Raw genomic sequence first — 22246 nt, forward strand, 5'->3', positions numbered from 1 at the left:
ACTACTTCCTTTATTATTTCAAGGGACGTGGAACTCTATCTTTAATATAGTAGGACGGCAAAAGGGTGTTTCCAATGCTGAAGTAAGGTTTTCCTGCCGTTACCTTTGCATTTGAGTAAAAGCTACTCATCAGCCCTCCCTGCCTTGAAGACTCCCACCCAGGCAACAACTGAAGAGAAACCGTATCGTTGTTATAGTTTGCCAGTCCACCATTCATGGTTGAGAAGAATGGATACTCATCACAAGTCAATTTATCCCCTACTTTTCCTAGCATACATGGATGCATTTTTTTGTACCATGTGCGCCCACCCGATCCCTGACCACGCACCAACACAGATGATGTAACACCTACACCCGACGATGTATTTCCAAAGCCATATTGGGAAGCAGCTATGTGCATAGAATGCATTGGCAATTCCATACCTGTGGATAACACAGGGATTTTGTTGCCGACCAAACAGTTTTTCTTCGTAAATGAACACTGCGTCGCTAGTGCTTGTATGAACCCATTCAAACCCGGGTTGCCTGAGGGCATCAGCGTTCCGCCCTTGATGACGGATGAAATCATACCCTCCACGATTTTCCCAGCCAGCCGATCCACGATCATTTCATGAACGGCAAATCGGGCAATCGACGAGACCGAGATATTCATCCCCGCGCTCATCATCCCACCCAAACCAAAGTTCCCGCTCGGATCCACCATATTGACCGGATCCGCATTGCCATACAGGTACTTGTTCAAAGTCAGCGGAATGCGATTCGCACCCGGATGCTCATCCATCGAGATAAAGCGACCGATCTGCGGATCGTAATCACGCGCACGGAGGTGCAGCAGCCCTGTCTGGCTGTCCGCATATTCACCGGTGTAGCGGTGGCTGGTGGCCGAGGCATCGGCCGCATTGGCAGGCATGCCTTCGGCGGCGCCCAGCGCAATGCCGAATGCGTCGTAGCTGAAGACATGGCTGGCGGCAGCCGTTTGGGCCACACGCACGCTGCCCAGGCCATCGCTGAACAGCTGTGTTTGCGCGCCGGCTGAGGTGCTGGCGATCAACTCGCCCAGGCCATCGGGGGTGTGCACATGCACGGTATCGACCCAGGCGCCGCTGTTGACCTTGGTGCTCTCGACCAGGATCTCGCTGTAGTCGCGCTGGTGGTCCACCTTGTAATGGGTCTCCGTGGTGGTGGCACCCTCTTTGACCAAGCGCTTAATGCGGCGGCCACTGCTGTCATAGCCATACTCGACGGTTTTGGTACCGGTGCTGACCTTGGCCAGGCGGTTGTCCACTGTCCAGGCATAGGTGGTGGTCTCCGCAGGTGATGCCTTTTGGACCAGGTTGCCGCGCTCGTCCCACTGGTAGCTGGTGGTGCCGTTCAGGCTGTCCACGCTTTGGGTGAGCCGGTCATGGCTGTCGTACTGGTAGCTGGTGACCTGGCCGTTATGGCTGACGGTACGCCGGCTGCGGTTGCCGACCGGGTCGTAGGCGTAGTCGATGGTCGAGCCAAACACCGCAGGCGCGGTTTGTGCCACCTGCTCTTGCAGCAGCTTGCCGGCGGCATCGTACTGGTAGTGCACCGTGCGCTCTACCGTGGCTGCGGGGCTGCCCACCTCCAGCATGCGTTCGGCCACCTGGGTGCGCTGGCCTGCGGCATTGAGCGTGTAGACAAAGCTGGCGATGTCGGCACCATCGGCCTTTTTATGCAGCACGGCGGTCAGCTGGTTGGCGGCGTTGTACTGGTAGTCGCTGGTGCTGCCGTCGGCCCGCGTCACCTGCACCCGGTTGCCGGCGTTGTCGTAGGCAAAACGGGTGGTGCTGCCGTCGGGGTGGGTCAGGGTGTCCAGCTGGTTGAGCGTGTTGTAGCTGGCCTTGATGGCCTGGCCCGAGGTGCTGACCTGGGTGCGGTTGCTGTTGGCATCCCAGGCGTAGTCCACGGTGGCGTTAAAGCTGGTGCCCAGACTGCTGTGGGCCCAGGCCTCGCGGGTGGTGCGGCCATTGCCATCCAGGGTCAGGTTCAGGCTGCCATAGGCGGTGTCGGTCTGGCTGTTCATGCGGCCAACGCTGTCATAGCCTTGGGTCAGGCTGCGGCCATCGCTGCGCGTGACTTTGCTGAGCTTGCCGCCCACGTCATAGCTGTAGATGGTCTGGCTGCCGTCAAAGTCGGTACGGCTCACCAGACGGCCTTCGCTGTCGTAGACCAGGCCTTCGCTCTTGCCGCCCGGCAAGGTGCGTGCCACGCGCCGGCCAGCGCTGTCGTAGCCATAGCGGGTGGTGTGGCTGTTGGCGTCGGTCTGGGTCAGCAGCTGGTTGCTGCCGTTCCAGCTGTAGCCAGTCACTTTGCCCAGCGGGTCGGTCACGGTCTTGAGGGCGCCCAGCGGGTCGTGGCCAAACTGGTAGGTATGGCCCAGCGGGTTGGTCTCGCTCAGCAGCACGCCATTGGCGTCATAAGCGAACTGCGTCACCGCGCCATTGGCCAAGGTGGTGCTGCTGCGCTTTTGGGTGTTGTTGTAGACGTGAACCGTCGCCTGGCCCAAGCCATCGGTGGACTTGACGAGGTTGCCCGCCAGGTCGTACTCGCGCGTCACCGCAATACCTGCGGCATTGGTCTGCTTGGTTTCCCGGCCTGCCAGGTCGTATTCAAACGCCGTGCTGTTGCCGCGCGCATCCTTGCTGGAGGTGAGCTGGCCCGCTGCGTCATACACACTCTCTACGACAAAGCCCATCGGATCGGTGAGCTTGGTGGCACGGTCCAGTGCATCGTAGGTTGTGCGCGTGCACAGGCTGCCGCTGCAGCTCTGGGTTTCGTTGCCGTTGTTGTCATAGACCCAGCTCTCCACTCTGCCATCGGGGTAGGTGGTCTTGGCCTTTTCACCGCGCAGGCTGTACTCATGCGCCGTCTTGCGGCCCTGGCTGTCGGTCTCTTGCAGCAGCTGGCCCGCCGCATCGTAGAGGTAGCTGGTGGTGTCGCCCACCGCATTGGTGCGGCTGGTGACATTGCCTTTGGCGTCGTAGCTGGTCTTGTCCACCACGGTGGTGGCGGGCTGGCCCGGCTGGGTGACGATGGCGCGCGTGGTGGATGCAACATTGCCTGCGCTGTCATACGCATAGGTGGTGACGGTGCCGTCCGGTGCCGTCTCGCTCTGCTTGAGCGTGGTGCCATTGATCTTGGCATAGGTGTAGCGGGTGGCATTGCCGGCCTTGTCGGTCATGCTGCTCAAGCTGCCTGTGGGGCTGTAGCCCATGCCAAAGGCCTTGCCAGCGGCATCGGTGATGGCGGTCAGATCACCGCTGGCGTTGTAGCCATTGGTGGTGATGTTGCCAGCGGCATCGGTGATGGTGCTGACATTGCCTTGTGCGTTGAAAGCCGTCTTGGTCACGCGCCCAGCGGGGTCGGTTTCGCTGGTGACATTGCCGAAAGCGTCGTAACTGCGCGTGGTCTTGCGGCCCAGCGCATCGATCACCTCGATCTCGTTGTCATTGGCGTCATAGGCGTACTGGGTGGTGCCACCTGCGGCATCCACCACGCGGGTGACATTGCCCCGGTCATCAAAGTCGTACACGGTGGTGTTGCCGTTGCGGTCCTTGATGGTCTGCTTTTTCGTGGTGTTGTCGGTGTTCACGGTCACGGCCTTGCCGGTCGCATCGGTCTGGCTCAGCACGCGCCCGGCGTCGTCGTAGGTGGTCTTGAGCGCCAGCCGGCCCAGCGGATCGGTGTAGCTGGTCAGACCATGCGCCACCTTGGCGTTCTCGTAACGGAAGTCGGAGACCGCGTTGGTCTGGTCCACCACCGAGGTCAGGTTGTCCGCTGCATCGTAGCCATAGTTCAGCACCTGGCCGCCCGGGCCGCTGATCTTGCTGATCTTGCCTTGCGCATCGCGTGTAAAGGCCAGCGCCCAGCCGCCAGAGTGGCTGATGCCGCTGCGCGTGAACTGCAGGGTGTTGCCGTTGCGGTCCTTGATCTGCTGAATGCCAAAGTCCTTGTTCAGGATGTACTCGATGCCATCCAAGGTGGTCAGCTTGTACTGCGTGGGGTTGAAGGTCTCCGTCATGCCCATGTCGAACAGATCGCCGCCAGCAAGGCGCAGATCGCCATAGCCCAGCGCTTCGAGCTTGCTGCCGCTTTTGTTGCTGGCTTTGGCACTGAAGGCAAGGCTGACATTGGGGTTGGAGGCCCATTCCAGCACGCTCACACACTCGGGGCTGGCGCGCAGCTCGAACTGTTCCAGCTTGCCATCGGGCAAACGCACCGATGCCACGCGCGAGCCCTGAGGCCGCACGCAGATCTTGCGGCTGAAGCCCGAACCCGTCTCCTGCATCACCCAGGAGCGGCCCGGCACGCCATTGGTCTGCAACCAGACGTCCTGGTAGTCCACCGACCAGCCGTAACCAAAGTCCATGCGCTGCGCGCGCTTGAGCGAGTCGTAGCTGCGTCGCACGGTCAGCGGCAGGCCTTCAATCTCGAACGCCATGTCGGTAAAGGTCAGCTGCAGTGGCGCGGCCTTTTGCTCGCCGCTGATGGCCACCGTCACCTTGGCGCTGGTCTCATGGCCCGAGATATCGCGCACGATCAGGCCCAGGTCATACAGGCCATTGGCCAAGGTCTGGGGGTTCAGATCGCCCAGCTTGGCCGCCGTCACGCTGGCCGTGCCGCCGCCAAGCTTGCTCCACTGGTTCTGGCCAGCGGGCGAGATCATCAGCAGGTACTCGCCCAGGTTCGCATCCGAGGCCGTGCCGATGATGGCGGTGGGCTCAAACACGTCGGTGACCGTGATGTCGTCCGAGCTGCCCGGCGCGGTGATGGCCGCCAGCGGCGCCAGCACATCGCTGGGGTCTTTGACGCCAAACCAGTCGTCCACCGTCACGCTGCTGCCCTTGGCATCGCGCAGGGTCAGGCGCAGGTTGTGTTTGCCCATCGCGGTGGGCGTGTACGTGGCGCGGTAGGCGGCATCCACGGTCACAGCGCGGCCGTTCACGGTCAGGCTGCTGACGGTGTAGGGGGCCGTGCCGCCCTGCGCAAACACCTGCAAGCTGGTGGACTCACCCAGGTTGAGGTACTTGGGCGATGGCGTCACGCCCGCCTCCAGCGGGCCACCCGCTGCGGGCTCGGTCACCCGCAAGGTCCAGCTCTGGGTAACAGAGGCCTGGCCGTCCGACACCGTCACCGTGATGGCATGCGTGCCTTGGGCGGTGGGCGTGCCCGAGATCAGGCCCGCAGCCGACAGGGTCAAGCTAGCGGGTGCGCCACTCATCCGGTAGGTGAGGAAGTCGCCATCGGGATCGTTGGCCACCACCTGGTAGGCATAGGGCGCGCCGATGGCCGCAGATGGCACGGGCGCGCTGGTGATGACCGGCTCGCGGTTGGCCGCAATCTGCAGGGTGTAGCTTTGCACCACATAGGCGCCGCGCGTGTCCTGCACCTTGATCTCTACCGCATGGCTGCCCAGCACCGGGCTGTTCCAGGTCAGCAGGCCAGTGCTGGCGGATATGGCCATGCCGGCGGGGGCCTTGTCCAGCGCATAGGTGAGCGGGTCGCTTTCAGGATCCGTCGCCGTGACCTGGTACTGGTAGGGCACGCCCGGGGCCCAGCGCAGCGTGGGCTTGCTGCTGATTTGTGGTGGGTTGTTGGTAGGCAGCTGCACATAGATGCCAAAGCTTTGGGTGGCATAGGCACCCTTGGCATCGGTCGCGCGCACGGCCACGGTATGGCTGCCGCCTTGCGCCAAGGTGGGCATCCAGGTAAGGGCACCCGAGGTGGCATGGATCGCCATGCCTGCGGGTGCAGACGTCAGCGAATAGCTGATGGCATCGCCATCCGGATCGGTCGCCCGCGCCGTATAGGCGTAAGCGGCGCCGGCCGTGGCCGAGGTAACTGGTGTGGAGCTGAATGCCGGCGCGCGGTTGGAAGCACCGGAGACCGAGATGGCATAGCCCTGGGTGGCGATGCCGCCCTTGCCATCCGTCACCTCGACCGTTACCGGCGCCAGCCCTGCCACATCGGCAGGAATGGGCCACTGGATCGCACCCGTGCTGCTGTCGATCAGCATGCCCTGCGGGAACTCCGTCAAGGCATAGACCAGGGTGTCCCCATCGGCATCCACGGCTTTGAGCGCATAGGCATAGCTGGCGCCCGAAACCGCGCTGGTGCCCGGCTGCGTGGTCACCCGGGGTGGGCGGTTGCCGGGCTGGCCAACGCCAATCGCATAGGTTTGCGATGCGGTGCCACCCTTGCCATCGGTCACCAGCACGGTCAGTTGCGCCTGCCCGCTCGCGCCTGCGGGAACGGCCCAAGAGACCAAGCCGGTCTGCGCATCCACGGTGATACCGGGCTCGCTGGTGGAGACCGTGTAGGTCAGCACATCCGCATCGGGGTCAGTCGCCAGGATCTGGTACTTGTAGGCCGCACCTGCAGTACCCGTTGCAACCGGCGTCGAATTGATCAGCGGCGGCCGGTTGGCGGTAATGCCCACGCCAATCGCAAAGGCCTGGGTCACTTCGCCACCGCGCCCGTCGGCTACCTGAACCTCCACCGTCTCGCTGCCAGCAAAGCCTGCGGGCACGGCCCATTCCAGCTTGCCGGTGGCAGACACCGCCATGCCGGCCGGCCCGGTCAGCAAGCGGTAGCTGAGCGGGTCACCATCGCGGTCAGAGGCGACCACCTGGTACTCGTACACCCCACCGGCAACAGCCGTCACCTTGGGGGAGGAGCTGATCACCGGCGGCTGGTTGCCGCTGGCGGGCAGCACTTCCAATTGCCAGTTCTGCTGCGCCACATTGCCGGCGGTATCGGCCACTTCGATCAGCAGCGCATGCACGCCCACATCGGCTGCGCTGGTGGCCCAGCTCAGCTGGTTGCCCGCCCAGCTGGCAGCGGCGGGCCCGGAGGCCAAGCGGTAGCTGAGTACCTCACCCTCAGGGTCAGAGGCACTGACCGTATAGCTGTAGACAGCGCCAGCGCGCACCTGGCTGGGCGGGCGGCTGGTGATAGTGGGCGCGCCGTTGCCATACACGGGCACCTGGATCTCAAAGGCCTGCTCGGTCTGGCCGCCACGGCGGTCGTCCACCAGCACACGCACCGCAAACTTGCCGGCCACGTTGCTGGCAAACTTCCAGGCGATCGCGCCCGTGCGCTCGTTGATGCTCATATCGGCCGGCGCCTGCAGCAGCTTCCAGCCCAGGTTGTCGCCATCGGCATCGCTGGCCGAGGCGGTATAGCTGTAGGTGGCAGGGTAGGCCACATAAGTGACCGGCGTGGCGGTAAACACCGGCGCCCGGTTGGGCGTTGTCGTCACGCGGATGCTGAAGCTTTGCTTGCCCTGGTTGCCATCCGGATCAGTGGCGGCCAAGACGACCGCTGCTGCGCCCGCCACCGGCGATGGCCAGGTCACGGCACCGCTACTGGGGCTGATGACCAGGCCGGCAGGGCCGCTGAGCACGCTGTAGACGATAGGGTCACCATCCCGGTCGCTGGCCAGGGCTTGGTAGGTATAGGGCTGGGCGACGGTCGCCGTCACCACGGGCAGGCTGCTAAATTCCGGAAACGCCTGCACGGCCACCACCACGCGCTGCACATCGCGGGCACCGTACTGGTCAGTGACCTGGATCACCAGCGGATAGGTGCCGGGCTGGGGATCCGTCCAGGAGATTCGGCCCGACGCATCGATGCCGATGCCAGCCGCCTGGCTGCCCAAGGTGTACTGCAACGGGCCTTTCTCGGGGTCCGTGGCCTCCACTTGGTGGGAGAAACTCACACCGGCAGGTACCTTGGCGGGGAACTGGCTGGTGATCTGCGGTGGCAGGTTGCCATCCACCACATGGATGGAAAAGGCCTGGCTGGCCAGCAGCCCCTTGCCGTCGCTCACTTGCAGGTTGACGCGGAAATCCCCCATCAAGCCCGGCTGCCAGCTGATCTTGCCCGTGGCGGCATCCACCGCCATGCCCACCGGGGCGTACATCAGCTGGTAGCTGAGCGGGTCGCCATCGGCATCGATGGCCGTGGCCTGGTATTCATACAGCTGGCGGACATCCCCGCCAAGCAAGGGCTGGCTGGTAAAGATCGGCGGGCGGTTCACCGGGTCGCCCACGCTCCAATGCGCAGGCACATAGGTGGCCACCTCGCCAGAGCTGCACAGCGCATTGCCATCCACATCCAGCGCGCGGATGCTGTAGTAGTAGGTGGTTTGCGGCTGCACCGTGCGATCCAGCCAGGTGGCGTGGCGCGATTGGGTCGTGCCCAGGCGCACATAAGGGCCTTCGAGCTTGTCAGCGCGGTAGACCGCATAGCTGGCAGCGCCGGTATCGGCCCAGGTCAGCTGCACATTGCCGGGTTTGGCGCGCAGCTGCAGGTCATTGACGCAGGCGCCTTGCGGGGGAATGCTGACCGAGCCAAAGGCGTCCACATAGACATAGCCACCATGGCCGCTGTGGGCGCAGTCGGCACCCACCACGCGGATCTGCAGCTCGTTGCCCAGGCTGCTGTCGGGCACCTCCAGGTCCACATCGATAAAGGGCGTGGACACCCATTTGCTGCCCTTGTAGATCGTGGTGTAGAACACGCGGCCGGGCTGGTTGGCAAAGGCAAAGTCGTAGTACAGCGTCTGGCCCTTGGTCAAATCCTTGATCTCGACAAAAAAGTAGGGCTGGCCCGTGGGTTCATGCCCCGGGTCCTCCAGCACAGCGGCGTAGCTGAAGCGCAGGTGCAGCTTGCCATCGCCCGGGTCGCGGTCGGTTTCGGCAATCACGCCCTTTTGGCTGATCTCGTTGATATGTGCGCCGTTGTCATCGTCATTGACCTTGGCCGAGAAATTGCCTTGGCGCGGCAGCACCAGTTGCGGCGCACGCGGGTCAAAGCGGCCATCCACCACGGTCACCTTCTCCACCCCACCGCCACTGAAGCGGACATCGGTCACCTGGAACGGTGGCACACCGGTCAAACCCGGGTTCAGGCCAAAGCGCTTGGTCCAGCCCGCCACGGTCTGGTTTTCAAAATCGCCATTGACAAAGATGGCGTGCGAATCACCGCCCGCGCCCAGGCCCAGCACCAGCAGCAAGCCCAGGGTCCAGCCGCGCAGACTGCCCCTGCCGCCCTTGTGCTGCAGCCACAACACGCCAACCAGCAAGGTACATACCGACAGCAAGCACAGCGCCAGCCATCCCAGGGTGGGAATGGACGCAAGCGCCCCCACAGGCGCGTTGATGGAGGCCGATGCGCGGTTGTTGGACAGCAGCGGATCGGGCAGCTCAGACGCCACGGTCACGGTATTGACCAGCGGTCCCCCGGCCTGCGCCATAACGCCGGTCACGTCGATGGTGATGGAGGCGCCCACGGGCATCGCGGCTGGCACACGGATATCCGCGCCCTGCCCGGCCGCTGCCCCGCATACGGCACCGCCCCGTGCGCTACAGGTCCAGCGCACCTCGTCCACACCCGAGGGCATGAGGTCTTCCAGCCGCGCTGCGCTGACTGCCGCCGGGCCATGGTTGACGGCCACCAGCTGGAAGGCCAGCTTGCCGCCGGGCAGCACGTTGGGCGTGCTGGTGGTTTTGAACACGGCCAAATCGGCCTGCGCCCCCGCTGCAGAGCTGACGCTGACCTGCACGACGCTGTCATTGTTGGCCGCATTGGTGTCCACGGTATCGGTGTGCGTAGGCGCCACCGAGGCACGGTGTGTCAGCACCCCGTCTGCCGTCGCCTTGCCCGTCACCGTCACCACCACCTGGTTGCCAGCGCCAGCCGGCACCTGGGCATCCACCCGCAGCTGGTGGCCGGTGCCAAGCGTTGCATCGCAGGCGGCCAGGCCCTGGGCCTTGCAAACCCACTGCACATCGGTCAGAGACGCAGGCACCGTGCTGCTCAAGGTCACACCACTGCCTGCGGCCAGACCGAGGTTACTGACTACCACCTGGAACTGCACCAGCTCGCCCCGCTTGTACTGGGTGTTGGTGACGGTTTGCGTAACGGCGTAATCCACCTGCGCACGGGTATCCGGGGCCGTACCTTTGAACACATAAAACTGCGCAAAATGCTTGCGCGACGATGCCAGGTCATTTTGCGCAGCACCGGCATTGTCCTGGTCGCCCAGCATCAGCCACACGCTGAGTTCTTGCCCGGGTGCCAACTGCCCAGGTAGGGCGGACAGGGCAATGGCCATATCCTCCCCGGCGGCAGGCGCTTGGCTGCGGTTACTGAGATCGCCGACAGCGGCGCGCGCCAGCAAGGAGCCAGCCCAATAACCCATTTCTCCGGCTTCCCAGCGGTCGGCCGCAATATGGCCAGCAGGCGCCGTCAGCGCCGGGGCTGAGACGGATTCATTGAAGAAGGTGTTATCCGAGGCATCTTGGTCAATATCGACGAAGCCGGTGATTCTTAGGTGGTCGAGTGGGGATGCCGACGCATTTCGAAGCAACCACTTCCACTGCACCACACCCGCGCCAGCGCTGGTGCTTTCTGCACGGACCAGGGTCAGGCCATTGTTGAGCGGCGCTGGGCTTGAGGTGGGGGCAGGAATCTGGCGTATTTCTTCCGCCAGCACACCATCGCTGATGAAAAGACTTACCCGCTCTACCGTAAAACCAGGGCTTTGCGCTGCTGCGGTGCCCAAGCCTAGAAAAAACCAGGCCACTATCAAAATAATGCTTACCTGAATTATTTTTTGTTGCAGCTGCAGTTTTTGTCGATACGTACCCAGATGACCTGTCATACCCCGCCCGTCGCTCAATTATAGAAATGGGCGCCATTCTCGCTTGAAACCTTTGTTTCTTTCTATCACTGTTTTTAAAAAGAACTACATTTACTTATAGTTTCTTAACTTATAAATTTCTTACAGCAGAAACTGGCGCCATTTCTTTTACCAGCTATTCAAAAATAAATAGGCGTGTCCCATGCCTTGGAAACCTCTGCAGAACTCCCTCGCATTTGCAGACGCCGTCGGTTTTTCAAATCATGACCAGGGCCCGCATCTCCCTGACGTCCGCCCATCCAACGCAAATTCCCCAGTTTCAGGGATAGCATTTTTTCCCCGCTCGCCTACCATCGCGGGGTCTACCCCGCGTTGTACTGCCCATGCTCGAACCCTCCTTGCCTGTTGAAGATGCTGTTTTGCCCGTCCCGGTGCTGGTGGTGGAGGATGAGCCGCTCTTGCAAGAACGCCTGCGCCAGGTGCTGCGCCAATTGGGCTACGACGACGATGCGCTGATCTTTACCGCTACCTTGGCCGCCGCGCGGGCGGTAGTGGCTGAGGGCCCTGTGGGCTTGGCCTTGGTGGATTTACGCCTGCCCGATGGCAATGGGCAGAGCTTGATCGAGCAGCTGCGGGCTGATGACCCAGGCCTGGGCATTCTGGTGGTGTCAGCCTGGAGCTCGGAGGAGATGATTCTCAGCGCGCTGCGCGCCGGCGCGACCGGCTATGTGCTCAAGCAGCGCGATGATTTTGAAGTGATGCTGTCCATCCGCAGTGTGTTGCGAGGGGGCGCGCCCATCGACCCCTTTATCGCCAGGCGCATTTTGGAGTTGCTGCCGCTGCGCGCGCCCCAGGCCGCCGATGGCACGGCTGCCAGCGCCCACGGCGCTGAGCCCGATGTGGGCCTGACGCCCCGGGAGGCCGAGATACTGCGCCTGGTGGCCGATGGCATGAGCAACCGAGAGATTGCCGATGAAGTGCATCTGTCCCGCCACACCGTGGAGAGCCATGTCAAGCGCATTTACCGCAAGCTGGCCGTCTCCTCGCGCATGATGGCCGTGCGCGAAGCGCGTGCTCGGGGAATGATTGAGTGAGCCCGCGCTGTCACCCCCGCCCCCGCCTTTTGCAAGCCGGGGCGTACCTGCTGGCGCTGTTGTTCTGGCTGTGGTTATCGCTGTTGGGCGGGCCTGCCATGGCCCAGACCGCCCCATCCACCCCGGCCGTTGCGAGCCGTTGCCAGGCCCAGATCCTGCAGGTGGATGCCGTCCGCGCCAGCGCGCTCAACCCGCAGCTGCCCGCGCCGGCCACGGGCTGGGAGCCGGTCAAACTGCCCGATCTCTGGACCCAGCGTTGGCCTGACCATGACGGTGCGGTCTGGTACCGCATTGCCTGGGAGCGCACTTGCAGCAGCCCACAAGCGGTGCTCGATGCCGAGTCCGCCTCGCCCCCCGAGCCCGTCGCACTGGGCATTGATGGCATCAGCGTGGCCGGTGCGGTGTATGTGAACCATGACCTGCTCTGGAGCGATACCTCCTTGGTCGAGCCTCTGTCGCGCAGCTGGAATGTGCCGCGCTGGTGGCTGCTGCCCGAGTCGCTGCTGCAGCCGGGGGTCAACACCATCTGGGTGTATGCCGTGGGCCACCGGGCCTTGAGCCCGGGCCTGGGCCAGCTGCGCCTGGGCTCACCGCAAGAGGTGGCCCAGGTGCAAGCGGGCAAACAATGGCGCCAGCGCACGGTCTACTTTGTCAATGCCGTGCTCTGCGCGATGGCCGGGGTGCTGTTCTTCAGCATCTGGCTGCTGCAGCGCCGCGCGCGCGCTTACGGCTGGTTTGCGCTGATGGCCTTGTGCTGGATGCTCTACCTGAGCACCTACCTGGCGGGCAGCCAGTGGCCCTGGCCCGATTCGCTCACCCGCAGCCGCTTCAGTCTGGTAGCCCTGCTGGGCTATGTGCTGAGCGTCTGCATTTTTACCTTCCGCTTTGGGGCACAAAGACTGCCCTGGGTGGAGCGCTTTTTGTGGCTGCTGGCCTTCGTCGGTGCGACTGTCACCTGCCTGGTGCCGCCCGAGCATGCGCGCCAGGGCTTTAGCCTGGTCTGGCAGGGCGCGACGGCGGTATTTCTGGTCAACGGGCTGCAGTTCCAGCTCCATGCCTGGTTTCCGCGCAAACGGCCGCGCAATCTGGCGCATATCCTGCTCGCCTGCATCTGGCTGCTGCTGACCTTGGTGGCGCTGAACAACCTGTACTCGGTGCTGGACCGCTGGCAGGTGGCACGCGACTGGGCCGCCCTGAGTGGCGTGCTGGTGATTGGCCTGCTGATGCTGCTGCTGGGCGGGCAGCTGGTGCGGCAGATGCATGAGGTGCGCCGCTTTAACCGCGAGCTGAAGGTGGGCGTGGAAACGGCGCGCAGCGAGTTGGCCCTGGCCTTGGAGCGCGAGCATGTGCAAGCGCTGGAGAACGCCAAGCTGCAAGAGCGCATGGCTCTGGCCCATGACCTGCACGACGGCCTGGGCGGTGCCCTGGTGCGCAGCATGGCACTGGTGGAGCAAGCGGACGAGACCATCAGCAGCGCGCGCGTGCTGTCCTTGCTCAAAAGCATGCGCGATGACCTCAACCAGCTGATTGACTACGGCTCCAGCGCCGGCGCATCGGTGCCCGACACCCCGGTGCAATGGGCTGCGCCACTGCGCCATCGCATTACCCGCATTCTGGACGAGATCGGCGTGCAAACCCACTGGAGCATTGCCGGGCAGTGGCAAGGCAGCCTGCAAGAAGGCAAGCGCCCCAATGCGCTGCAGTGTCTGCTGCTGACCCGCTTGGTGGAAGAAGCCCTGTCCAACGTCATCAAGCACAGCCATGCCAGCAAGGTGCGGGTGGAGTACTCGCAACCCAGGCCCAACCAGCTGCTGGTGCGGGTCGAGGACGATGGTGTGGGCTTTGATGTGCAGGCCGTGCAGCGCGCCGGCCAATCGGTGGGTATGCGCAGCATGGCTGCGCGCGCCGAGCGCCTGGGCGCCAGCTTCAGCGTGCAATCGAGCCCGGCGGGCACGATGGTGACGGCCGTGCTGCAGCTGGGTGCGGGGCTGCCGCATGCCACTACCGTCACTGGTCCGCGCTGAATGCCGCAGCAATCACCAATGCGTGCGGTTTCAGGGTGTCAGCACGCCGTCTGGTATCGCACTTAAACCTTGAAAGCCCTGCACAGGTCGTCCATTGTGTTTCTGCGCTGTCGGATCTTGGGGATGTCTGTTTTCCTGTTGCAGGCATTCGGTGCCCACCCAGCCGTTACCGGCACCAGGGACCTGGGGTGTGCAAGACGACACTGGCCTCCACGGAGTGCGCCGCATATCACAGGTCAAATCGTAGCCGGGCGTGACAGTGGTACGGCAGGCGCCCGGTCCGCTTTGCTCCCGCTCGCGCCAGTGATTCTGGGGGTCGGTACATTCAACCATGTAGTTGCTTTCTAGCCCCGCATGACAGGCGCTTGGGGCGACAGTGCTGCTCAAGAGGCTGCCACGGCCTTCGCAGAAAATGTCCATACGCCCGGGTTGATCAGTGCCCTTTCCAGGCTCGCAAAAGGCGACCATTTCCGAGCCGGAACGCTGCGTACACGCGGTATAGATGCCACTGAGCGCATCCCATACCGGTGCGCTGGTAATGGGGCAGCTGTTGTCCGTTTCTCCATCGGCGCCGTTGACTGCCTCGAACACACAGTTGGCATCCCGGTCCATATCCGCGGGGGTGCTTCGGGTGGTTATGCACCGTTGGCGGTACTGCATTTTATGTATGTACTTCCAGCTCAGGCGCTGCTGGTACAGGTTTTTGGTGACGGTGTGGGTGCCTTGAACATACCAGTACTGGCTGGCTACCGCCAAGGTCTCCCCATCCAAGACCAACTTCTGGTGGGTGTTACCACTCCTGCTAGTCGCATGAATGGCCGCAAGGCTAGCGGCAGCACTATCTTGAGCATGCGGCGAAATAGGAGTGGCGGTCACCACATTGGGGGATAGGCCCGCTGCCAGTGCGCCCACAACGGCTAATGCGCACCGCTTCGCCACTATGCGCAGAGCCATAAAAGTTCTGAATCCTTGCTGATTCAGCAAACGCAGCTTTGTATAGGTATGGGCACCGGCCAGCTTGGTCTGTAGCCGGCACAAGGTGTCGCAGTCCTCAAACAAGTACAGAGAGGTTGTTTTTGGTCGTATAGGTCTGGAGTGCATCATCCAAATAGATTAATAAATACTATTTTCAACTACATTTTTATAGATTATTTGTTATCTGGAATCATAGGTGACCTTTTGCCCATCAAGCAAAAACAAGTCCATCTGCCGCAACTTTGGATTTCCAAAATGCTGAAAATTTAAGCAAATTGACATCAATTGACAATGATCAAAATGGCTAATTTGATAGCATCCTTTTTATAATTTGAAAGCCTTAACAGATAGTTGATGGCTCGTGAAGGCGACCCTAGCCCAGGGTACGCGTCAGGCAGAGACACGGTGAAAGCATTCGCATAGACGGCCGAATCCGTAGTCTCCAAACCAAAATTTGTTGCAAACGCGCACGTTGAACAACGTCAGACTCGGGTCAGATCCTAGCCTGTATGGGGTGATCCACCTGACGTTGAACGGGTGCGTAACGCCATGGAGGAGCGTCAAGAAGGAGGATGCCCTGCGCTATGGACGGCAGTAGTCCATCATGGTCGTATACGCCGTCTGTCATGCGGCAGGGACAAACGGCGATCCACCAGACAGCGGATTGTTTAATCCGCTTGCAAGGCCTTGAGCAAGGTGGCCGCATTGGTCTCGACCATATCGATATAGGTGCTGGCGGGCCCACCTGCGGGCGACAGCGCATCGGAGTACAGCCGCCCACCCATGGCAGCGCCGGTCTCGCGGGCGAGTTGCTCCAACAGGCGCGGGTCGGAGATGTTCTCGACAAAGATGGCGCCAATGCGCTCCTCACGTACTTGCTTGACCAGCGCAGCCATGTCGCGGGCGGAGGGCTCGGATTCGGTCGACAGGCCGCGCACCGGCACAAAGCGCAGGCCATAGGCCTGGGCAAAGTAGCCAAAGGCATCATGGGTGCTGACGACGCTGCGCCGCTCTGCAGGCAGGGCGGCAAAGCGCTGGCGCAGGCTGGCGTCCAGGGCCGTCAGGCGGGCGATGTACTGCCTGGCCTGCTGGTCGTACTGGGCAGCGTTGGCGGGGTCTGCCTTGGCCAGGCCCTGGGCGATGTTGCGCACATAGACGATGGCGTTGCGCACATCCTGCCAGGCATGGGGATCCTGAGGACCGTGGTTATGGCCATGGTGGTGGCCGTGCCCATGGTCATGCCCCGCCTTGTCAGCGCCCGCGCCATGGCTGTGGCCTTGACTATTGGGCAAGATGCGCACTGCAATGCCCTGCGATGCCACGATCTCCTGGCCCTTGAAACCCGATGCCTTTTTCAGCCTGGGCAGCCAGCCCTCAAACCCCAGGCCATTGGCCACCAGCACCTTGGCTTGCAGCAGCTGGCGTGCCTGCTGCGGCGTAGGCTCAAACACATGGGCATCGCCATCGGGGCCCACCAAGGCGGATACGGTGACCAGATCGCCCCCCACCTGGCGGGTCAAATCCTGCAAGATAGAAAAGCTGGCCACCACGGGCAGCGGCTGGCCCGCAGCCCAGACGGAGGTGGCGGGCAAAGCGCTGGTCAGCGCCAGCCCCATCAGCGCGCGGCGGTGGAGGAAAAAATTCGTCATTCAGAGACTCCCATTGGTTCAGACACAGAATCGTTGCCAAGCCTTTGGCGCTGTGCGCGCACGCTGCCCAGCCGGCCCAGGCACAAAGACAGCAGGTACAGCAGGCCCAGGCCCAAGGTGATGGCGGCCGATGCCGCAATGCCCGCGTGGTAGGACAGCAGCAGGCCCAGCACGCTGCCGGCCATGGCAATGCCCATCGACAGCGCCATCTGCAGCCCCACGCCGCGCAACCAAAAGCGCGCGCTGGCAGCGGGCAGCACCACCAGGGCCACCGCCATCAGGGTGCCCAGCGAATGGAAGCCCCCCACCAGGTTGAGCACCAGCAACAGCATGAACACCACATGGCTGCTGCGGCCCATGCGCCCCTGCAAGCGCAAATAGCCGGGGTCCAGGCACTCCATCAGCAAGGGCCGGTACACCAGCGCCAGCCCCAGCATCGAGAGCATGGCGATGGTGGCCGTCAGGTACAGGGTGGGATCGTCCAGCGCCAGCACGGAGCCAAACAGCACATGCAGCAGATCCACATTGGAGCCGCGCAGCGAGATCAGCAGCACGCCCAGCGCTAGCGAGATGAGGTAGAAGCCGGCAAAGCTGGCGTCTTCACGCAAGGCGGTGTAGCGGGTGACCACCCCCGCGAGCATGGCCACAACCAGGCCGGCGGCTAGCCCGCCTATCGTCATGGCCGGCAGCGACAGCCCAAACAGCAAATAGCCCAGGGCAGCGCCCGGCAAGATGGCATGCGACATGGCATCGCCCACCAGACTCATGCGGCGCAGCAGCAAGATGGTGCCCAGCGGGGCGGCACCGGCGCTCAAGGCCAGGCAGCCGGCCAGCGCGCGGCGCATAAAGCCATAGTCCGCGAAGGGCTGCCACAGCAGCTCGGCGATCATGCCCACCTCCGGGCAGCAGCCAGTGCGGGCAGCACATCGGCCGTATCGCCCCAGGCCAGCTGCGTGCCCGCCAGCGCCAAAGCCTGCGGAAAACAGGCATGCACCATGTCACGGTCGTGTAGCACGGCCAGCACGGTTCTGCCCCGTGCATGCCACTGCTGCAACAGCTGCAGCAGCACATCGATGGAGGGCTCATCCACGCCGCTGAAGGGCTCGTCCAGCAAGATCACCGGCGGGTTCTGCACCCAGAGCCGGGCAAAGCGCATGCGCTGGAACTGCCCGCCCGAGAGCTCGGCAATCCAGCGCGGCTGCCAGCCCTGCAGGCCCACCGCAGCCAGGGCCGCGCTGATCTGCGCGCGCTGGGCATCGCTCACCGCCCGCAGCGCACCGGTCTGCGCCCACAGGCCCAGGCTGACAAAGTCCTCCACGCTGATGGGAAAGTCACGCTCCACCTCACACACCTGCGCCAGGTAGCCCAGCGCGGCACGCGGGTAGCGGCAGCGCAGCGAACCCTGCATGGGCGCCAGCAGCCCCAGCAGGCCCTTGAGCAAGGTCGATTTGCCGCCGCCATTGGGGCCGACGATGGCCGTCATCGAGCCCGCCGCAAACTGCCCGTTGACACCGCGCAGCGCCAACTTGCCGCCATAGCCCAGGCCGAGGTTGGAGAGGTCGATATCTACGCCGTGCACGGCCGCCGGCAGACTGGCAATGGACTGCATCATGGCTGCTGCACCGCCCATGCGACCACGCCCCACAGCAGCGCGCTCAGGCCCAAGGCCAGCAGACAACGCGCCAGCGCCGATGCCTGCAAGGCACTGCGGCGCCTTGTCTTTTGTGTTGATGCCATATCCGATGTTTCGCCTTTGCGATTGCCATTGCCACTGCGACTACCACTGCGCCGATGTGCCGGGTGTGCCGGTGTGTGCCACGCAGGGCCCATGCAGCATCGCCAGGCGGCGGCGCTGCAAAGCGCTAAGAATGTGATGTTATAACATCAAAATGGTTGCTACAGGGAAACCCCAGCCGACGCCCGGAGCCGAGTACAACGGCGGGCCTAGCCCGCAAGCTAAGCCATGCCTGGGGCTTTAGAACCGTTTAGAAAAAGTAGCGGGCTGCTTTGGCCCTGGCGCCGATCAGGCCGCCGCAGGCGCAGTGCAGCGGCTGCAAATGCCATGCATCTCGACATGGGTGCTGCTGGGGCGAAAGCCATTGGCCTTGGACCAGGTTTTGAGGCGCCGCTCCACAGCGGGCTCCAAAAACTCATCCACCCGACCGCAGCGGTCACAGATGGCGAACACCACCAGGCCGTGGTCGTGGCCTTCGGCATGCGCATGGGCGCAGACCACAAAGGAGTTGAGGCTCTCGACCCGGTGCACCAGCCCGTATTCGATCAGCTTGTCCAGCGCGCGGTAGACCTGTTGGGGCGCACGCACACCCGCATCCCGCAACTGGTCGAGCAAGGCATAGGCGCTGGCGGGATTGGCCTCGCGCGCAAGCGTCTGCAGCACCAGGGCTTGGTGCTTGGTCAACTCGGGCAAGGGTGTTTTGGCGGCTTGGGACATGGTGGCAACAAAGGCAGAGGCCAGAGTTTAGCCGGTCTTCTGTGCGGGCGCCGCCAGCGGGGGCACCGCAGGGGCGCCCTCCTGCTCCTGCGCGGCTTGCAAAAACCAACCTTGCACCGCCTGCCAATGCGCATCGCCATACAGGCGCCGGAAGCGCTGGGTTTCTTCCAGTTGCGGGTTGCGCCACACCGCCAGGCGCTGCGCGATGAAATCGGCACTCAACAGAATGCCGCATTCGACGCTGATGCAGTGCCGCCACTGCGCGTAGGTCCTTGGAATCATCGCTGTCCTTTCCACATCTCGACAGCCGCCATCCCCGGTTCCCACTGAACGGATGAGAAAAGCCAGCTTGAATTTGTTATGTTATAACATATCTCATTACCAACGACCTCACCACCAAGCGCTGGCCTGGGCATGCAGCAAGCCACCCAGGCCAGCACCAATCTCGCATTCCACGATGACCTCCTCCACTCTCTCTTATCCGCTGGCCACCACCCGCGCACCCAAACTCCCCGTCACTGTGCTTTCGGGGTTCCTGGGCGCCGGTAAAACCACCTTGCTGAACTACATCCTGAACAACCGCGAAGGCCGGCGCGTAGCGGTCATCGTCAATGACATGTCCGAGGTCAATATCGACGCCGCCCTGGTGCGCCAGGGGGGTGCCGAGCTGTCGCGCACCGATGAGAAGCTGGTGGAGATGAGCAATGGCTGCATCTGCTGCACCCTGCGCGAGGACCTGCTGGTGGAAGTAGCCCGCCTGGCCAGCGAAGGCCGCTTTGACCAGCTGGTGATCGAGTCCACCGGCATCTCCGAGCCCCTGCCCGTCGCCGAGACCTTTACCTTTGCCGGTGAGGACGGCCGCAGCCTGGGCGACGTGGCGCAGCTGGACACCATGGTCACGGTGGTCGATGCCTTTAACTTTTTGCGCGACTACAGCTCGCGCGACCCCCTGCGAGCCCGTGGCCAATCCATGGGTGAAGAGGACCAGCGTACCGTTGTGGACCTGCTGGTCGAGCAGATCGAGTTCTGCGATGTGATCGTGCTCAACAAGTCGGACTTGGTATCCAACGAAGAGCGCGAGCAGCTAATGGGCATCTTGCGTGGCTTGAACCGCCGCGCCCGCATTGAGCTGGCCGAGTTTGGCCAGGTCCGACTGGACAAGGTGCTGCAAACGGGCCTGTTCGATTTTGAGCAGGCCTCCCAGGCCCCCGGATGGTTGCAAGAGCTGCGCGGCAACCACCAGCCTGAGACGGAGGCCTATGGCATTGGCAGCTTTGTCTACCGCGCACGCCGCCCCTTCCACCCCGAGCGCTTTGCGGCACTGGTCGGCAGTGAGTGGCCGGGGGTTGTGCGCTCCAAAGGTTTTTTCTGGCTGGCCAGCCACCCCACGTTGGCAGGCCAGTGGTCACAAGCCGGTGCCGTTGCGCACCACAGCGCTGCTGGTTATTGGTGGGCTACCGTGCCCGAAGAACGCTGGCCGCAGGACGAAGAAGCCCTGGCCCTGATTCGCAAAGCCTGGGACCCGCAGGTGGGCGATGCCCGCCAGGAGCTGGTGCTGATCGGCATGGGGATGGACGAGGCGGCGCTGCGTGCGCAGCTGGATGCCTGCTTGCTCAGCGATGCGGAGATGGCGCTGGGGCCTGCGGGGTGGGCGGGGTGGGGGTGTTCGTTTGTGGGCTGGCCGGAGAGCGCAGTCTAAGCAGCCGCGAAGCATTGGTAGCGATCCAGGATCTTCCGGCCTCGGCCCTGCGCTGGTCTACCCAGACCGGCGCTCTCACACCAGCTTCTTATAAACCGCAATGGTTTCGCTGGCACAACGATCCCATGACAGCTGCGCCGCTCGCGCTAGTCCTTTGGCCTGCGCGTTTACCTGCCAGCCCTCATCGCTCAAACAGTGTTCCAGGCCGTGGCGAATATCGTCCACATCCCGTGGATTGACCAGATAGGCAGCACCCCCAGCCACTTCGGGCATGCAGGAAGTATTGGAGGTGAGCACGGGTGTACCACTGGCCATCGCCTCGACGATGGGCAGGCCAAAGCCTTCGTAGAGCGATGGGTAGGCCATCAAGCGGGCGCCGGCGTATAGCGCAGGTAGCCAGCGTTGGTCGATAAACGAGACATAGTGCAACCAGCCCTCGGCCTGTGCACGTGCCAGTTCTTCATGGATGGCTTCGGAGTTCCAGCCTTTGCCGCCGGCAACCACCAAAGGATATGCCTGCCGCAGGGCGGGGGGGAGTTGCCGGTAAGCCTGAATAAGGCGCGCCACATTTTTGCGTGGCTCTACCGTGCCAACAAATAAGCTGTATTGCCGCGCCTGCAAGCCCAGTGCCTGCATAGCCGGTGCGAGCATTGCTGGTGAGTGCGGGCGATAGACACTGTCAGCCGCCAAGTGGATGGCGTGGATGCGGTCGGCAGACATAAGGCCATGAGACAGCATTTCTTGCCGAACTGTTTCGGACACCGTAATTACTTGGTCAGTACGTTCGAGGCTGGCATTGAGCGCCAAACGGAGATAGTCCACCCGCGCCTGTGGATGGAACTCCGGGTGCAGCAGGTGGGACAGGTCGTGGACCGTACTGACCGTCTTGCCTGAAAACGGCGGGACGATGTAGTTGGGCGAATGGTAAATAGCGCCTTTATTGCCGCGCAGCCGCCAGCCAAAAAGCGCTGGGGTCAGTGCAGCAAACACGCGCACTGCTGTCCGATTGGATGACAGGCGGTCACGCAGGGTCTTCACCTCAGGAACGGCGGCAGATGCTCCAGCCTCTGCGGGCACAGCCAATGCGGCCAGAGGATCTGCGACCCATTGCCCCATCGAAAAATAGCGAACGCGCGCCATTGCTTCATGTTGGTCCAGCCGCTTTGCCAGCTCGTAGGTGTAGCGACCGATGCCCGTCAGCGGTGGGCGAAGTGCGTCGGCGCCCAAAATAAGGTCTAGCTTCATGCTGTCATTTGAGAGGACCACATCATTGCAAATGGTCTGGTGATGCAGGCTTGCGCGAAGCCAACAAAAATTTGCTCATCACGTAGGTGATAGGAAGCGTGATCAATGTGATAGCCAGTGGAGCGATACGCTTATCAATACCCAACCATTCAACGGCGCTGCCCAAAAGCAGTGCGGATATCACGTATTGAACCACATAGACCAGAGGGTAAGAAAGCAAACTCTTCCATGACAATGGCACATGAAAGACAAACCGAGCGTTAAACCAGTAGGAAAAAAATATACCTGCAATATACGCAATAAAAAAGGCGACTTGGTAGCTAAGAATTAAGCTAGCCAGCAAGTAAAGCAGATAAGAGGATCCCGTATTTATTCCACCACCGACAACAAAGCGCAGCCAGCGTTGGACTTGCGGCGTTAGGGTCAGACAACGCAT

Annotated in this window: 13 protein-coding genes; 3 read left to right on the forward strand and 10 right to left on the reverse strand. The window is 62.6% G+C overall.

Going from position 1 to position 22246, the window contains the following annotated elements; genetic code table 11:
- Window positions 1-13 precede the first annotated feature (13 nt).
- A complete protein-coding gene (locus M2375_RS14120) occupies window positions 14-10615 on the reverse strand; it encodes a putative Ig domain-containing protein (protein ID WP_259168212.1) in 10602 nt (3533 codons plus the stop codon).
- 440 nt (window positions 10616-11055) lie between these two features.
- Here M2375_RS14120 and M2375_RS14125 point away from each other — a divergent pair, with 440 nt between their 5' ends.
- Both M2375_RS14125 and M2375_RS14130 read left to right on the forward strand, forming a co-directional pair.
- Window positions 11056-11766, forward strand: a complete 711-nt coding sequence (locus M2375_RS14125) for a response regulator transcription factor (protein ID WP_259168213.1) — start codon at window positions 11056-11058, stop codon at window positions 11764-11766.
- Between the two features lie 98 nt (window positions 11767-11864).
- Window positions 11865-13790 (forward strand): ATP-binding protein, encoded by a 1926-nt coding sequence (locus tag M2375_RS14130; protein WP_259168215.1) that lies wholly within the window; start codon window positions 11865-11867, stop codon window positions 13788-13790.
- A gap of 30 nt (window positions 13791-13820) precedes the next feature.
- On the opposite strand, the gene M2375_RS14135 is transcribed toward M2375_RS14130, so the two are convergent.
- From M2375_RS14135 to M2375_RS14165, 7 genes are all read right to left on the reverse strand, one after another.
- Entirely contained in the window at window positions 13821-14546 is a 726-nt protein-coding gene (locus M2375_RS14135) for a hypothetical protein (RefSeq protein WP_259168216.1), read from the reverse strand.
- A gap of 887 nt (window positions 14547-15433) precedes the next feature.
- A complete protein-coding gene (locus M2375_RS14140; RefSeq protein ID WP_259168217.1) occupies window positions 15434-16414 on the reverse strand; it encodes a metal ABC transporter substrate-binding protein in 981 nt (326 codons plus the stop codon).
- Window positions 16411-17304 (reverse strand): metal ABC transporter permease, encoded by an 894-nt coding sequence (locus tag M2375_RS14145; protein ID WP_259168218.1) that lies wholly within the window; start codon window positions 17302-17304, stop codon window positions 16411-16413. The genes M2375_RS14140 and M2375_RS14145 overlap by 4 nt, the downstream gene beginning before the upstream one ends.
- A complete protein-coding gene (locus M2375_RS14150) occupies window positions 17301-18026 on the reverse strand; it encodes a metal ABC transporter ATP-binding protein (RefSeq protein ID WP_259168221.1) in 726 nt (241 codons plus the stop codon). Before M2375_RS14150 ends, M2375_RS14145 begins: the two co-directional genes overlap by 4 nt.
- A complete protein-coding gene (locus tag M2375_RS14155) occupies window positions 18023-18151 on the reverse strand; it encodes a hypothetical protein (RefSeq protein WP_259168222.1) in 129 nt (42 codons plus the stop codon). The genes M2375_RS14150 and M2375_RS14155 overlap by 4 nt, the downstream gene beginning before the upstream one ends.
- Before the next feature lie 286 nt (window positions 18152-18437).
- Entirely contained in the window at window positions 18438-18866 is a 429-nt protein-coding gene (locus M2375_RS14160) for a Fur family transcriptional regulator (protein ID WP_259168225.1), read from the reverse strand.
- Between the two features lie 27 nt (window positions 18867-18893).
- Complete coding sequence (locus M2375_RS14165; protein ID WP_259168227.1) at window positions 18894-19148, reverse strand: hypothetical protein; 255 nt, start codon at window positions 19146-19148, stop codon at window positions 18894-18896.
- A 175-nt stretch (window positions 19149-19323) separates the two neighbouring features.
- On the opposite strand from M2375_RS14165, the gene zigA reads away from it, so the two are divergent.
- Window positions 19324-20565 (forward strand): zinc metallochaperone GTPase ZigA, encoded by a 1242-nt coding sequence (gene zigA, locus M2375_RS14170; protein ID WP_259168230.1) that lies wholly within the window; start codon window positions 19324-19326, stop codon window positions 20563-20565.
- Between the two features lie 75 nt (window positions 20566-20640).
- On the opposite strand, the gene M2375_RS14175 is transcribed toward zigA, so the two are convergent.
- Complete coding sequence (locus M2375_RS14175) at window positions 20641-21810, reverse strand: glycosyltransferase family 1 protein (protein WP_259168232.1); 1170 nt, start codon at window positions 21808-21810, stop codon at window positions 20641-20643.
- Between the two features lie 22 nt (window positions 21811-21832).
- Entirely contained in the window at window positions 21833-22246 is a 414-nt protein-coding gene (locus tag M2375_RS14180) for a GtrA family protein (RefSeq protein WP_259168234.1), read from the reverse strand.

The sequence above is a fragment of the Comamonas sp. BIGb0152 genome (assembly GCF_024809975.1).
Classification (GTDB): Bacteria; Pseudomonadota; Gammaproteobacteria; order Burkholderiales; family Burkholderiaceae_C; genus Comamonas.